Raw genomic sequence first — 13844 nt, 5'->3', positions numbered from 1 at the left:
GATTTGGTAGATTCCATCGTAGTCTTTACCTTTGTCTCAGGTTTAGGTTGATAGCCCCTAATCCCATTGGGGCGGATTCCCGTTATCTCTAAGGTAACGGGTTTCTTTTTGTTGAATTATTTGCTAAAATTCTATCGTTTATAACACCACTTACATACCCGGTTTTAATATCAAGGTAGCGAGCCAGGTCTATTTTTGATAAGCGGCTGCCCAGACCCGGAAAGGCGGCCTGGAATGCAGCAACGCGATCTTCCTTTAATTCTAGGACCAGTTCAAGGCGTTTTTTCAGCATCTCCATCCACTCGGCGTATAGCTGCACGAACATTATATTCAGTACGGGATGTGTGTGTTTGAGGTGGCGCAAGTCGGCGTTCGAGATTTTTAGCAGGACAGCGTCTTCCAGCACCTCAATATCCTGGTGGTCTGTCCAAGTGATGAAGCAGGATGTTCCTTCGTGCAAGAAGCGTTCGACGACGGGAGCGCCGTTCAATACGTACGTTTGCTTGAGCAACCCCTCGCTCACGAAAAAAAAATCGCCCCGCAGGTACGGCAGCGAGTGCCCTTTGAGCCGCTCAACCTTTACGACAGTTTCTGACACTGCCTGCCACTCGGCGGGGGTGATGCCAAGCGTGGCGAGTTTGCGGTGTAAAGTTTGAAATTCAGTATGCATGTGTTTGTGAATTTGGTTAGCTGTTATTCTTTTATCGTTGCTTTTACCTTGGCTATGGTTTCGCGGAGCTGGTCGGGCATCCTGTTCGGCATGAGTCCCTGCCAGAACGCCTGGGCCACCATGGCCTTGGTCGTTTTGACGCCAAAATAGCGGCAAAGGTGGCCGATGTAATTCTTAACCGCGCGCTCTCCAAGAAAGACGACCTCTCCGATCTGCGCAGCAGTGAGATCTGTGGCGCAAAGCATCATGATTTGCTGCAGTGTACCTGTAATTTTTGCTGGATCATCCAGCACCAAGCGCTGGGCAGCCTCCAGAAAAACATCGTCGGGAATGAATTGGTTAAAGTGATAGCCCGATTCGTGCACATCAAATAGCGCCATCCTTAGCGATTCAGCGCCCAGCCCTTTTTCGATGAATGCCCTGGCTCCGCAATTGATCAACCGCTGAATGGTCTCGGCGTGGGGATAATCTGAATAGCCCACCACACGGATCTGAGGGTAGTGCTCGCGCAACCATTGGGTACACTCAAATCCGTTTTCGTCTACGGCTAGCTGAATATCCATTAGAACGATGTCGGGTAGTGGCGAGCAGGTGTCGAGCTTCTGCCGTAGCGCTTTCCGGCTATTGGCATAAAACACCGATCGTGCCCCGGCGATGTGTTTTAGCTTGCGCTGCAGGGCAACGTAGAAGAGCTCCTTGTCATCCACCAAAGCTACGCGTATGTCTCTCCTAGGCATATTGGTACACTTATGGTGATGGTGGTGCCACGGCCCGGCACGGAAAGAATTGCGGCATTGCCTTCGGCCACTATGGCCCGAAACTCGATGTTCCTCAGACCCAGCCCTATGGTTTGCCTCGGCTCAAATCCGCAACCGTCATCGTAAATATTCAGGCATACCTGCTGGTTCTCTGTTGAAAGGGAAACTACCAATTTCGAAGCATTGGCATGTTTTTGGACGTTTTGCACCGCTTCCAAAAACATGTAATACAGATGCTCGGTATTCTCGTAGGTCAAGCAACCGTCTTTATATCCTTCGATCGCCACCTCAATGGCCAGGTTGCTGGTCTTACCGATCCGTTCAATCTCCCTCTCGATGGCATCAACCAGGCCGAAGGTCCTGAAGGTGTGCCCCGAGTACGTATGTGAGAGGTCGCGTATTTCGCTGCTGATTAGATTCATGTCGTCGCATAGTTTAGCAGCGACCTCCGCATTGAACTCTTCTGGATATTCCTTGAGGAGGTGCAGTTCCGATCGCAGGAGGGTCACCTGGTAGCCTACTCCGTCGTGCAGTTGGCGGCCGATTCGTTCAGTCTCCTCCTGCGCCGCCTTCAGTGCGGCCCGCAGCCGGTCGTTTTCCGCCTCTATGCGCAGTCGCTCAGCGTCCGCTTCCGCTATTGCCCGCATCCGCGCGGCCTCCTCTTCATACCGTCTGCGTTGTCCGTGCTGGCGAATTGCAAAGAAGGCCAGCAAGGACGGTACGGCTACCATAAAGAGTAGGAGTACTATGAGGAACTGATGGCCAAGCTGCGGCGTTTGCTGCGCAAGTAGAAGGCATAACTCCATAATCCGTATAGTAAGCTGATCAAAATAATATAAAGGATCATATGCAACGAGGCACCGGCGATGGTCGTCTTGGTCACGGCCAATAGCTGGACGTAGTGGTTAGCGATGCTCTGCCCAAAAAAGAAGCAGCTGGTGCCATAAATCCACCAGAATTCAGGCAACGTTCTCAAATCTCGGGCGGTGTTGGTGCGCATAAGCCGGATAAAATAGTAAAAACAACCGGCACTGATGCTCACATTGACGAAAAGCCGGGTGTACCGCAGGTACTCGGGCAAGCCGCCATTTATTGCCGCCTCAGTTAAATATACTGCTGCTACTATACCCCACCATGCATACAGCCATGAACGTCGCGTGCCGTCGAGCTCGGCCACGGCGGCAAAGGTCATCTGGCCTACGAACAGGGCGATGGCAGGTATCATGAGGTTGTGTATCCATTGGTTGGACGGATGGCCCAATACCCATATACAATACAAAGCGCATAGTTCGCCCAGCAATACAAGGCACAGGTACCAACGCTGAATACCCCAAACGCTGCCCTGCTCATGCCTAAGGAAAATCAGGGCTGCAATAAGGCAGCCCGCCTCAATGAGTGTATAATAGGTAACCAGGTTGCTCATGGAAGAGGCGGTTGGATTAAGCCTGCGCCGGGACAATTAGGCGGACACATGCTCGCATCGTTTTCGATGTCGGCCGTTACCTGCACGCCGTCGGCAGCCAGTGAGTCGGGGTGATCGCTGTGGTAGTCTTGATGGAAAACGTGCCCATCAGGGCCGGTGACGGGGCGCGTGGGTACCAGGAGCAGCGTATTTCGGCCCCAGTACTCGCGTGGTGGAATATGCGCTGCGATTCCATCGGGGTAGTGGTCGCTGTAGGTACCCAGGTAAAAGCGGATGCCGTCTCCTCCATCTGCCTTAATTCGATTCAAGAGGGCTTCAAGCTGCTCGACGCTAAACCATGCGGCACGTGTATTGGAAGTGGTGTCTCCGTGTTCATCTACGACATAGCCGGCATGTGGCGCATAGTTGGCCACCATACGCAGGGCCTCTTCGAAGGGCACAAATACCGAATCGCGGAGGTGTTTTTCCGTTGGGGCTGCATAGGCTTGGTTGTGCTGGCCATTTCCGATACATGCGGATGTAATTAACAAAGCAAATAACGGTGCTAAGGTTAATAGTGTTCGGGTCATAACGTTGTTTTATAATGTTAAATCGATGGCATAAAAGTGCAAAACATTTCTAATACACACCTATTCACTTTCGTGCATATTTTATTTTTGTTTGGTGAGTTTAGCGGGTCGTTGAAAACAAGCTGCTAATTAAATGGAGCAACATTTTGGCAGCTTGGCGATGCTGTACCTCGGCTTCGCCGCGGTACAAAACGGCGACAAGAAATTTTGGCAGCTTGGGTTTCCGTCACTTTTTTGCAATTGGATGTCTCGTACCTGTGTCGTAGTACCATAAAAACCTGTTTTATAGTTAGATATATGCGCAATTCCAATTCATATGTTAATGCAGTAGCTGCGATGAAGGTATCCGAAAGACCTACGTTGTGCGAAAGCCCATACTTTTGCCCAAGTTCGCTTTCAACGGCATTGTTGCAATTCCGAGATAAATGGCTTTTATTTGTAGGATATCCTATATGACGTCATCTTCAGATCCTTCAGACGAGCGTGCGTTGCTTCGACGGTTGCGACGAGGGGACCATTGTGCTTTTCTCTCGCTTTATAACCGATATAAAAAGCGGATCGCAGTTAAGTTACTCACGTTGCTGAAGTCAGAAGACTTGGCTCAGGATGCGTTGCAAGAAATTTTTATGAAAATATGGGAAAAGCGCGCCTATATTAATCCTGAACTTTCATTTCCGGCATTTTTATATCGGTTGGCCCGCAATGAAGTCAGCGACATTATACGTCGGGCTCACCAAGACGAGCGGCTGATGCAGCACTTGTTACGGCAATCTCCGGTCAGCGAAAACCCAATTGAAGCATTTATTACCCGCGAAGAAAACGTCTCGTTAGTTCAGCACGCACTTCAGCAGCTCCCTCAGCGTCAGCGCCAGGTTTTCATCCTCCATAAAATTGAAGGAAAAAGCTACAAAGAAATCAGTGAGCTGTTGAATATTTCACCTGCCGCTATCAACCAACATATCTATCGCGCCATGCAGCGCCTTTCCAGCATCTTAAACCCCACTCTTTGCGCTGTTATGACCGTCGCTTTATCCCTGATGCACGAATAGGTAAAAAAAATCAAATATACTGTCATAGTTTTTCCGGGCCACGGGTATATCTATACAAACGTATCACCATGATGGGAGAGAAGGACTATCGGAAACTATTCGAAAAGTATCTCAATGGAGATTACACCGCCGAGGAATTAAAAGAAATCTTAGCTTTTTTCCAGGTAGAGCGATCCGGGAACACCCTTGAGCAACTTGTCGAGGATTATCTTGCGAACGATGCTGTGGTGTCACAAACCGACGAAGATTCGGTTAGGCGCGTTGTCCACCAAACAGATCAGGCTATTCATGCAGCCTTACAAGCCCGCCGACAACGCAGACGGTTCCAGCTATCATATTGGCCTTACGTTGCGGCGTCAATCTTAATTGTCTTAAGCGTCTCATTTGGTATCTATCGGTACTACGGTGCGCCAGCCACGCAGCCGGCGCTTGTTAGCGACCATACGGGTGATATCCCCCCCGGCGGCAACCGGGCAACACTCACGTTATCCGATGGCCGTACGATCGTGTTGGATGGAGCTCGGGGAGAGATCGTGATCGGAAACGAGGTGACCTACACCGATGGGAGTCGCGTAATCAGTAATCCAAGCCTTTCATTACAACTCACCACGCCAAAAGGGGGCACTTATCAAGTCACCCTTCCCGATAGCAGCAAGGTTTGGCTCAACGCGTCCTCCACCTTAACATACCCCAACAACTTCAACGGCCACGAAAGGACTGTCTATTTAGAAGGAGAAGCATATTTTGCTGTCAGGGGATTGACGTCGTCAGTCGGGCCGCATAAAGAATTGCATAAGGTGCCTTTCAAAGTTGTTTCCAAAGGCCACTCCGTTGAGGTTAAGGGAACGGAGTTTAATGTTTCCGCGTATGCCGACGAAGCTGCTGTGATGACCACCTTGGTCGAAGGTCAGGTAAGTGTACTGGCTGATGGCAGCACTACAACGCTTACAGCCGGCCAGCAAAGCGTTAGTACCGGTGGTACTATGCACGTTCATGCCGTCAATCCGGTTCTTTTTACAGCCTGGAAAGATGGGATGTTCATATTTGAAGATGAGACCCTCGAAAATATAATGCAACGAGTAGCTCGTTGGTATGATGTAGAAATCGAATATCAAGGCGTAAACAAAGAAGAGCTGTACACCGGCAGTTTTTCCCGTTATGAAAATGTCTCCGGCGTATTGAATAACCTTGCGTTTGCCGGAGACCTTACTTATACCATTAAAGAAAGGAGGATTATTATTTCGAAAGCCGACTAGACACAGCGGAGTGCTCCCACCGATGGGTTGGGGGTAAAGAAGATAACCGGAAGCGCTACCAACACTCCCGGTCTTATCTGGCTCCATCACAATGCAATGTAAACTGAATTATGTAATAACCAGATTCAACAAACTTAGGTAAATCTGTGTATGTGTACAAGCACAAACGCAGACCGAAAGTAGGTTGAGAAATCATAAGCAAATGTTAAACTGTTTTAACCATTTTTTGCGGGTTATGAAGCTAAGTTTTTTATTGGTGACCATGGTAGTTTTACAGGTTTCTGCAATAGATAGCTATGCCCAGAAAATCACGTTGAAAAAGAAGAACGCGTCGTTGCCCGTCATTTTTGAGGAGATAAAGGCGCAAACCGGGTACACCGTGTTTTATCGGTCTACCCACCTTAAGAACACGTTGCCTGTGAGCGTTTCGCTTGTAGACGCCACATTGGAAGAAGCGCTTGCTGCGATCTTAGTAAGTCAGGATCTTGAGTGGGCCATCAACGAAAAAACAATCTTGATACGCGAGCGTAAAAAGCCGGTTGCCCGGCCAACAGAAGCTGTGCCTAGGCAGGAGCTCGTGGACGTGCAAGGTGCGGTGACAGACGCGATGGGTGGTGTGCTCGTCGGTGCAACGGCCCGGGTGCTCACTGCAGGAGGACAGCGTACTGCCATCCAGACAAAATCTGATGATAACGGTACTTTCTTTCTGAAAGCGGTACCGGAAGATGCTACTTTAGAACTTTCGTATATAGGTTACCTGACACGCACCGTAGCGATAAAGGCCGATGTCGGTACCATTATACTTGAAGCGAGTCCAGCAGGCCTGGAGGAGGTCGTGGTAGTCGGATATGGGACACAGAAGAAGCGCGATCTGACTGGCGCCGTTTCCAGTATTCGATTGGATGATGCACCGGTTACCACCACATCCACCATCAGTCATTTGCTGGCCGGTGCAGCTGCGGGATTGCAGGCCAATATGGTAAGTGCCCAACCCGGTGGTTATACCGCCATCAACATCCGAGGGGCGACTTCCGTGGGCGCCGGAAACGAGCCCTTAATTGTTATCGACGGCTTTCCGATCACTTCGTCGGGCGAACCTGGTAGCGGCAACCGCTATGACGGTGGGAGCAAAGATTTTATCTTGAGCTCGTTAAATCCCAATGATATCGAATCGATTGACGTATTGAAAGATGCCAGTGCAACCGCCATCTACGGTGCTCGTGCCGGCCACGGTGTCATTATCATTACCACAAAACGGGGCAAGGTAGGGAAGCCAACAGTTGCCTATTCGGCATCAATTTCCCAACAGCGTCTCGCCGACAACTACCGGATGCTTAGTGCCAGCGAGTTCATGACCGAGGCAAATAGCTATATCTATGAACGCTTCTTGATCGATAACCACATACATCCGTATGGGCCACGTACATTGGCCGATTTTACGTTTGGTCCGCCGGCACCTCAGTACACTGCCGAACAAATCAGTGATCCAATGTACAATACCGATTGGCTTGGCGCGATCACCCGCCGCTCAGGGCAGCAACAACACAACCTGTCTATCAACGGTGGGAGCGAGGCTACCCAATACCAACTGTCATTGGGCTACTTCGACCAAGACGGGGTAATCAAATCTAACGACATGAACCGTGTCAACGCACGTATAAATGTCGATCAACGTATTGCCGATCAACTGAAGATGGGGGCTAGTGTATTGATTAATCGCAATGCCTTCAACAACATTCCGCTTGGGAGCGGTGCAAATGAATATGCCGGTATTATCCGCTCGGCTGTGGAATTCAGTCCATTATTGCCGATTAAGGATGAGCGGGGCGAGTATACGCTTAGCCAGGTTCGCCCCATGATTCCGAATCCGGCATCCTTGCTGGAAATCACAGATAAGAGTGTGGATGAACGCCTTCTGGCCATGTATTTTGCCGAATACCGGCCATTGCGGCAACTGACGTTAAAAGTAAACACGGGTGTCGACCGGAAGTTTCGGAAGCGGTCTTCCTATCTTCCGAAGTCAACGCTGTACGGCCGTAACGCCAACGGCGAAGCGTCCATTAACCAATATGATAATCGCGACTACCTTATGGAAATTACCGCAGCCTATCATGAGGAGTTCGGCAAACACAAACTCGGTGCATTGGTGGGGCATTCGTACCAGCGGTTCGACGGGGAAGGGCTTTCGGCGGGCAACCGGAACTTTGTCACCGATGGTTACGGATTTGATAACCTCGGCGCCGGCGAGTTCCCCCGGCCAAGCGTAGGGTCTTGGAGAAACCGGAGCACCATTGCATCATTTTTCGGACGGCTGAATTATGCGTATCAAGACCGCTACCTTCTCACGGTCAATTTCCGTTCCGATGGAGCATCAAATTTAGCCCCCGGGCACCAATGGGGATATTTTCCTTCCATATCCGGCGCATGGCGATTTTCCGATGAGTCCTTCATGAAAGGATTGCGACATCTCATCAATGAAGGGAAAGTCCGCATAGGCTACGGGGAAACCGGCAACTCGAATATTGGCAACGGTGCCTTAGACTACTATAGCTCTACGGCAGAATATCTGTTTGGGGGCACAGCCCAAAGGGGCGTTACGATTGGTCAGATCGGCAATCCGCGGTTGACTTGGGAAACTACGAAAGAATGGAACTTTGGTTTGGATTTAGCGCTTTTTAACAAGGTGAGTATAACAGCTGAATACTATCGGCGGCAGATTGTTGACCTGCTGTTTCACCGTCAGCTTATCAGTTATTTTCCCGTCTCAAGCCTGGCAGACAACATCGGCACAACACAGAGCAAGGGCTTTGAGCTCACCATCAATTCGCAAAACCTGGAAAGCGAAACTTTCAGTTGGACCACCACCGGCACGTTTTCATTGTATCGCGATACATGGAAGGAAAGGGCATATTCTTGGGTACCTACGTCATTTGAAAGATACCATGATCCACTGCGGGCAGGTTATGGGTACCTCACTGATGGCCTTATACAGGCCGGACAGGAAGTACCCCATATGCCGGGGTCCCGGCCAGGACAGATTTATATACGCGATATCGATTCCTACCAGCGAGACCAAAGCGGCAACCTGATGGTGGATGAGCGCGGTGTGCCCATCAAAACCGGTGTGCCCGATGGGCGGATCGACGACGCTGATAAGGTGTTTTACGGCTCTTGGGATCCAGCCTATCTCGTGGGGTTGTCAAATACCTTGCGCTACAAGCAGTGGGATTTTACGGCCTACGTGTACGGAACAATTAATCGCTTGATGGACATGACCTACCTCGATTCATGGGCGCTGGGTGGTTCTAACTTGATTGGCGACCATAACCTGCCGGTCAGTATAAAAGAGGTGTGGCGCAGTGATAACCAGGGAGCCACCCGACCGGGCTATACCCAAATGACCAATATGTATGGCCATGGCGATTATTTCATGGACAACGTATCGTTTATCCGGGTCAGAAATCTTACGCTGGGTTATAACCAAAAAGTAAACCGGGGTATATCCAATATACGCATCTACGTAGACGTGAATAACCCCTTTATATTTACCAACTATCGCGGTATCGATCCTGAAACCGACAACTCAGACGTAGCATACCCTAATGTGCGCACGTTTTCGGCTGGCATTGATATCCGATTCTAACTTGTAGAAGCGATGAAAACTAATTATTTCCAAAATATAGGGATAGGACTGGTGCTGGCTTGCCTGCTCGCCGCGTGCACCAAACTTGACATGCAAGTGTCCGGTGTGATCAACCCCACAGATTTCCCCAAAACCGAGCGCGACGTCGAGGCACTCGTTGTGAGCTGTTACGTGCCGTTCCGCTCTAACTGGTATAACGGTATATTTACGGTCAATAACGACGGGTACCAAGTCATTGGCGACATGTCTACTGATATTGGCGATTGTCTGTGGGATAATGGCATGTGGAATGCTGCGATATACCAAAACTGGAACCCAGAGACAGTATTAGTAACCAAGTTTTATGATTACCTGCGAGATCTCAATCGGTTTACTATGGTGTTGGACCTACTCGAACGCGCAGACATTAACGCCGATCGGAAAAGCCAAGCGATAGCAGAAGTAAAAGCCGCCAGGGGCTTTATGGGATACCTCCTGTACAGTTGGTTTGGCCCGGTCCCTGTCGCGCACATCGATCAACTTCAGGACCCGCTATCGACAGACGTTATCCCCAGGCCTACGGATGAAGACATGGTAGCGCATATCGAAAGGGATCTACAGGAGGCTGCTGCGGTATTGCCTTACAGCTATGATAACAGTGATTATGGTCGCTTTACCAAAGGTTTGGTCAACACCTTGATCCTCAAATTGTATATGCTGGAATCGCGCTGGGATGACGCCGTTTCGATGGGCCGGGAACTCACTGATGCTCGGTATAATTATGGGCTGGTGAATTCCAGTTATGCCGATATCTTTACGTACGAAAACCAGCGGAACCGCGAAATCATTTTCGCAGCCACTTGCGATCGCACCAACGCTCAGCTTTGGTTGGCCCATGTGTTGCCTGGGTCATATCCTACCGACAATCCCAATATTGTCAAGTGGAACGGCTACCGCGTCCCATGGCGGTTCTATGAAACCTTTGATCCCACAGACCAGCGTTTAAACGTGTTGGTAGGAAGTTATCACGGTACAGACGGTGTGCAATACAGCAAAAGCAATCCGGGCAATGCGCTCACTAGAGGAGCCATACCGGTAAAATATGGCGAAGATCCGGGAGCCATTGGTGAGGATAGCTCCATAGATTGGATCGTATACCGGTATGCAGACGTACTAACGCTGCTGGCAGAAGCGATTGTAAGATCCGAAGGTATCGTCACCGATGAGGCGGTTCAGCTATTAAACCAGATACGTGTAAGGGCTGGAATAGACCCTTATGAGCTATCCCGGTACGCAACCAGCGGCGTTCAGGGCTTCCTGGATGATATATTACTTGAGCGAGGACACGAGTTCTGGTTTGAAGGATTGCGCAGGGAAGATCTCATCAGGCATGGGAAGTACAGAGCCTATGCGCTGGAGAAAGGTTCCACCACGGCGCAAGAATGGTTTACCCGTATGCCGCTGCCACAGCGAGTGATTATTGAGGGCAAAGGTAAAATTCATCAAAATTCCAATTATTAACCATCTAAGACAACGACATCATGATCATTAAAATCATCCATTATATAAGTTTTATTTTATTAGTGCACTGTTTTTCCTGCAAGGACAAGGTTTCAGCAGAGCCTACTCCCGAACCAAAGGTGCCAAATGAGCAGCCAGACCCACTAGATATGCCGTTCAGCAAGGGAGTAAATTTATCTGATTGGTTTTTGGCGAATAGCGCGGAAGACATTGGTAAAACGGTCTATAAGAAGACAGACTTCGAGCAAATCAAGAGCTTGGGTGTAGACGTGGTCCGTGTACCGGTCCGGTTTTTCCGTATGACCGGCCCAGCACCGGATTATGCACTGAGCGAGGTGTTTTTTGAAAAATTGGATTATGCCCTGGATTTGGCTGAGGAGGTAGGGTTGCACTTGATCATTGACAATCATTCCTACTTTAGCTCCACTCCCTTTCCCCAAGCTTATGGCGAACAGCAGATAACCAAGGTGTGGGAGCAAATCGCTGTCCACTGCAAAGACCGGTCAGCGCTGATTCACTATGAGCTGTTTAACGAGCCGGATGGCAATTACATGGCAACGGAGTGGCCAGCTATGCAGGGACGGATGATCAGCGCCATCCGCGCTATTGATAGTACACATACCATCATTGTCGGAGGGGCCGATGCCAATGGCATTGAAGCGTTGGCGCACCTCCCGGAATATGACGATCCCAACCTCATCTATACCTTCCACTTTTACGATCCATTCCTGTTTACCCATCAGGGGGCCAGTTGGACTAACCCATCGTTGGAAGTATCAGGTAACGTTCCCTTCCCCTATAATGCAGCCACCATGCCTGCAGTGCCGCCAGCGTTAGTGGGTACATCATTTGGTGCCCTATATGATAGTTACGCGGTAGAAGGCACTATTGGCGCGCTTAAAAACCAGCTCGATAAGGCCATCAGTTTTGCCAAAGCAAGGAATGTCCGTTTGTTTTGCGGAGAATTTGGAGTGTTGATGAACAATGCAAAGAATACAGATCGATGTCAGTGGTATGAAGTTGTCAGGACCTATTTTGAAGAACATGATATTGCATGGACCACATGGGATTACCACAATTCATTTGGCTTATTCGTGCCAGGAGAGCAATATCGTTTCGACGTTGATCTCAATGTACCTCTTTTGGAGGCATTGGGTTTGAATGTGCCGCCGACCTATAATAGCGATGGCCCTCCAAACGTTTCAATTTATACCGATGAGCTTTCCGGCGGGATGACTAATGAAAGCCATGAGCCTTCGGGAAGTCTCAATTTCGCTGACGAATCCATATCATATGAAGGTTTGAAAAGTATTCGCTGGCAAATCGGGGATCAGTGGTCATCTATAGGGATCAGTATATGGCCAACCTTTGATTTGGAAGCACAGTATGATGCTGACTACAAATTGCGTTTCGCCATCAAAAGTCCTGATAAGGCAAATTTGCAGGTTCGGTTCGTGCAGTACAAGGAAGGGCATTTGCCATGGCGTAATGCAGTTACACTTACCGATGCTGCTTACAGCGATCAAGATGAGTGGACCGTATTTACCATCCCGTTGAGTGATTTCGGTGAAACAGGGGCAGTCAGTAATGGTTACCATGAACCTATCGGTGCTTTCACATGGAGGGCTATCAACAGGTTGGAGTTTGCTGTTGAAGGCAATGAAGACCTTGTGGGTGCCGTTTTGCACTTAGACCATATTGCAATTATAAAATAATAAATAATAGCAGCCCGCGGATGAGGTTTACTCGTCCGTGGGTTTAGTGTTTGAACTGATTTAACGCAATAATCGCCAGTTTAGCCTATTAATGTTTTGTTTGCTGCCATGTTTGGTGTAACATACTCCGAATTGCTGATGTAATCTTATTTCACTACTTCCGGTCGGCCCTGCCGGAGCACATCGCACAGAGGTTTTTAACGGATTACCATCGGACATAAAAGATACAGTAAGGAGTACATATGATTTATTGCTCGGCCAACAAAGTAACATCCGTACTATTGACGATGGTCGAAATTGCTAATTACGCTACTGTATCGGAAGAATTTGTCGAGAAAGTCCGCGCTGGCCTCGCCAAGGATAAGAAATAGCGGTAGCTCGTGTTATGGCTGATTGATGCTGGGCCATATCCGATTCGGGTGCGGCTTTTTTTATGGCAACGGGTCCGGCCGGGCCGCTGAGGGTTCGTATGCAGCCAGCGCATCCTTTCCGACTTGGGTGGTATAATATTTTTGTCCTGGATCGTTCAGGTTCTTCAAGTTCGTCATTGTCATCCATCCCGCCCCCTTGAGAATTTCCAGTATGTTTTCGAAACGCGGTGTCTTGGAGTTGAGGCCGATTTTCTTGAATAACTCACGCTTAGATAATGGAGACCAACCCGCTACAAGCATGTTGTGCAAGTCTTTGATGTCATTGTCGTCTAAGCTATATGCTTTCGCTTCGCTCGATACTAATTTTACTTGGTGTCGAAGTTGGTCAACAAGGTGGTTGATGCTCTTTTCAGTCAGCGCATTTTCCTCATCGGACCGCCCAAGGGCGAGAAAGTCTTTATTGAAAACATCTTCGTCAGTCAGGCCGTGGGCGACTGCGTTATCAAGTAGCGTGGTTATCTTCATGCCGACCGAGCCAGCTTCATACCTTCCGTACATTCCTCGATTTAGTTTTTTTGCATTTGCAAATTTTTCAGAACTGGTATATCCTGCATTCTTTCTGAGTTTTTGAAAGGCATTTCCAATGGCTTTTCTGAGTTTGTAATGCTGCGGATTTTCTTGTTTTTTCTTCTTTTCAGTTGATTTATTTTCCATGCATAAATCAACCTTAATTGTGAAGTTTTTTCAACTCGAAAAAGTGAGCGATTTTTTTTGTTAATTTGGTATATTGTTTGTATAATTGCATTATGAAAGTTGTTATGGATAATTTATTGGATTTAAATTAGTCAGGTAAATATTGTAGATAAACGGTATAATTAAAGAGTCTCACT

Annotated in this window: 11 protein-coding genes; 5 read left to right on the top strand and 6 right to left on the bottom strand. The window is 48.8% G+C overall.

From position 1 onward, the window contains the following. Nucleotides 1-88: 88 nt before the first annotated feature. Genes ACFOET_RS05825 through ACFOET_RS05805 form a run of 5 tightly spaced genes read right to left on the bottom strand, consistent with a single transcriptional unit; the run spans nucleotide 89 to nucleotide 3420 of the window. Nucleotides 89-670, bottom strand: a complete 582-nt coding sequence (locus ACFOET_RS05825; protein ID WP_379020518.1) for a Crp/Fnr family transcriptional regulator — start codon at nucleotides 668-670, stop codon at nucleotides 89-91. A gap of 23 nt (nucleotides 671-693) precedes the next feature. Further along, a complete protein-coding gene (locus ACFOET_RS05820; protein WP_379020516.1) occupies nucleotides 694-1407 on the bottom strand; it encodes a response regulator in 714 nt (237 codons plus the stop codon). Beyond that, entirely contained in the window at nucleotides 1383-2234 is an 852-nt protein-coding gene (locus tag ACFOET_RS05815) for a sensor histidine kinase (RefSeq protein ID WP_379020514.1), read from the bottom strand. The genes ACFOET_RS05820 and ACFOET_RS05815 overlap by 25 nt, the downstream gene beginning before the upstream one ends. Continuing rightward, the gene (locus tag ACFOET_RS05810; protein WP_379020512.1) at nucleotides 2174-2851 is read right to left on the bottom strand and encodes a hypothetical protein; all 678 of its coding nucleotides are present in this window, start codon (nucleotides 2849-2851) and stop codon (nucleotides 2174-2176) included. The genes ACFOET_RS05815 and ACFOET_RS05810 overlap by 61 nt, the downstream gene beginning before the upstream one ends. Next, entirely contained in the window at nucleotides 2848-3420 is a 573-nt protein-coding gene (locus ACFOET_RS05805) for a hypothetical protein (RefSeq protein WP_379020510.1), read from the bottom strand. Before ACFOET_RS05805 ends, ACFOET_RS05810 begins: the two co-directional genes overlap by 4 nt. Nucleotides 3421-3872: 452 nt before the next feature. Here ACFOET_RS05805 and ACFOET_RS05800 point away from each other — a divergent pair, with 452 nt between their 5' ends. The 5 genes from ACFOET_RS05800 (at nucleotide 3873) to ACFOET_RS05780 (ending at nucleotide 12583) form a co-directional block, all read left to right on the top strand. Further along, nucleotides 3873-4469 carry an RNA polymerase sigma factor gene (locus ACFOET_RS05800; protein ID WP_379020508.1) on the top strand — a complete coding sequence of 199 codons (597 nt, stop codon included), beginning with the start codon at nucleotides 3873-3875 and terminating at the stop codon, nucleotides 4467-4469. A gap of 68 nt (nucleotides 4470-4537) precedes the next feature. Further along, nucleotides 4538-5725 (top strand): FecR family protein, encoded by a 1188-nt coding sequence (locus tag ACFOET_RS05795; protein WP_379020506.1) that lies wholly within the window; start codon nucleotides 4538-4540, stop codon nucleotides 5723-5725. A 235-nt stretch (nucleotides 5726-5960) separates the two neighbouring features. Next, nucleotides 5961-9368, top strand: coding sequence for a TonB-dependent receptor (locus ACFOET_RS05790; protein WP_379020504.1), 3408 nt, complete (start codon nucleotides 5961-5963; stop codon nucleotides 9366-9368). Between the two features lie 12 nt (nucleotides 9369-9380). Then, complete coding sequence (locus tag ACFOET_RS05785) at nucleotides 9381-10868, top strand: RagB/SusD family nutrient uptake outer membrane protein (RefSeq protein WP_379020502.1); 1488 nt, start codon at nucleotides 9381-9383, stop codon at nucleotides 10866-10868. A 20-nt stretch (nucleotides 10869-10888) separates the two neighbouring features. Then, nucleotides 10889-12583: a glycoside hydrolase family 5 protein gene (locus ACFOET_RS05780; protein ID WP_379020500.1), complete on the top strand. Its 1695-nt coding sequence runs from the start codon at nucleotides 10889-10891 to the stop codon at nucleotides 12581-12583. Nucleotides 12584-13014: 431 nt separating this feature from the next. On the opposite strand, the gene ACFOET_RS05775 is transcribed toward ACFOET_RS05780, so the two are convergent. Then, nucleotides 13015-13668 carry a hypothetical protein gene (locus ACFOET_RS05775; protein WP_379020498.1) on the bottom strand — a complete coding sequence of 218 codons (654 nt, stop codon included), beginning with the start codon at nucleotides 13666-13668 and terminating at the stop codon, nucleotides 13015-13017. Nucleotides 13669-13844 lie beyond the last annotated feature (176 nt).

Source organism: Parapedobacter deserti, from assembly GCF_042646065.1.
GTDB classification, from domain to species: domain Bacteria; phylum Bacteroidota; class Bacteroidia; order Sphingobacteriales; family Sphingobacteriaceae; genus Parapedobacter; species Parapedobacter deserti.
Note: the sequence above shows the minus strand (reverse complement) of the source record. Positions and strands in the feature narration are given on the sequence as shown.

Bases quoted from the DNA above. Each gene is read 5' to 3' on its own strand.
- ACFOET_RS05825 (WP_379020518.1), bottom strand. From the start codon at position 670: ATGCATACTGAATTTCAAACTTTACACCGCAAACTCGCCACGCTTGGC.
- ACFOET_RS05820 (WP_379020516.1), bottom strand. From the start codon at position 1,407: ATGCCTAGGAGAGACATACGCGTAGCTTTGGTGGATGACAAGGAGCTC.
- ACFOET_RS05815 (WP_379020514.1), bottom strand. From the start codon at position 2,234: ATGGAGTTATGCCTTCTACTTGCGCAGCAAACGCCGCAGCTTGGCCAT.
- ACFOET_RS05810 (WP_379020512.1), bottom strand. From the start codon at position 2,851: ATGAGCAACCTGGTTACCTATTATACACTCATTGAGGCGGGCTGCCTT.
- ACFOET_RS05805 (WP_379020510.1), bottom strand. From the start codon at position 3,420: ATGACCCGAACACTATTAACCTTAGCACCGTTATTTGCTTTGTTAATT.
- ACFOET_RS05800 (WP_379020508.1), top strand. From the start codon at position 3,873: ATGACGTCATCTTCAGATCCTTCAGACGAGCGTGCGTTGCTTCGACGG.
- ACFOET_RS05795 (WP_379020506.1), top strand. From the start codon at position 4,538: ATGATGGGAGAGAAGGACTATCGGAAACTATTCGAAAAGTATCTCAAT.
- ACFOET_RS05790 (WP_379020504.1), top strand. From the start codon at position 5,961: ATGAAGCTAAGTTTTTTATTGGTGACCATGGTAGTTTTACAGGTTTCT.
- ACFOET_RS05785 (WP_379020502.1), top strand. From the start codon at position 9,381: ATGAAAACTAATTATTTCCAAAATATAGGGATAGGACTGGTGCTGGCT.
- ACFOET_RS05780 (WP_379020500.1), top strand. From the start codon at position 10,889: ATGATCATTAAAATCATCCATTATATAAGTTTTATTTTATTAGTGCAC.
- ACFOET_RS05775 (WP_379020498.1), bottom strand. From the start codon at position 13,668: ATGGAAAATAAATCAACTGAAAAGAAGAAAAAACAAGAAAATCCGCAG.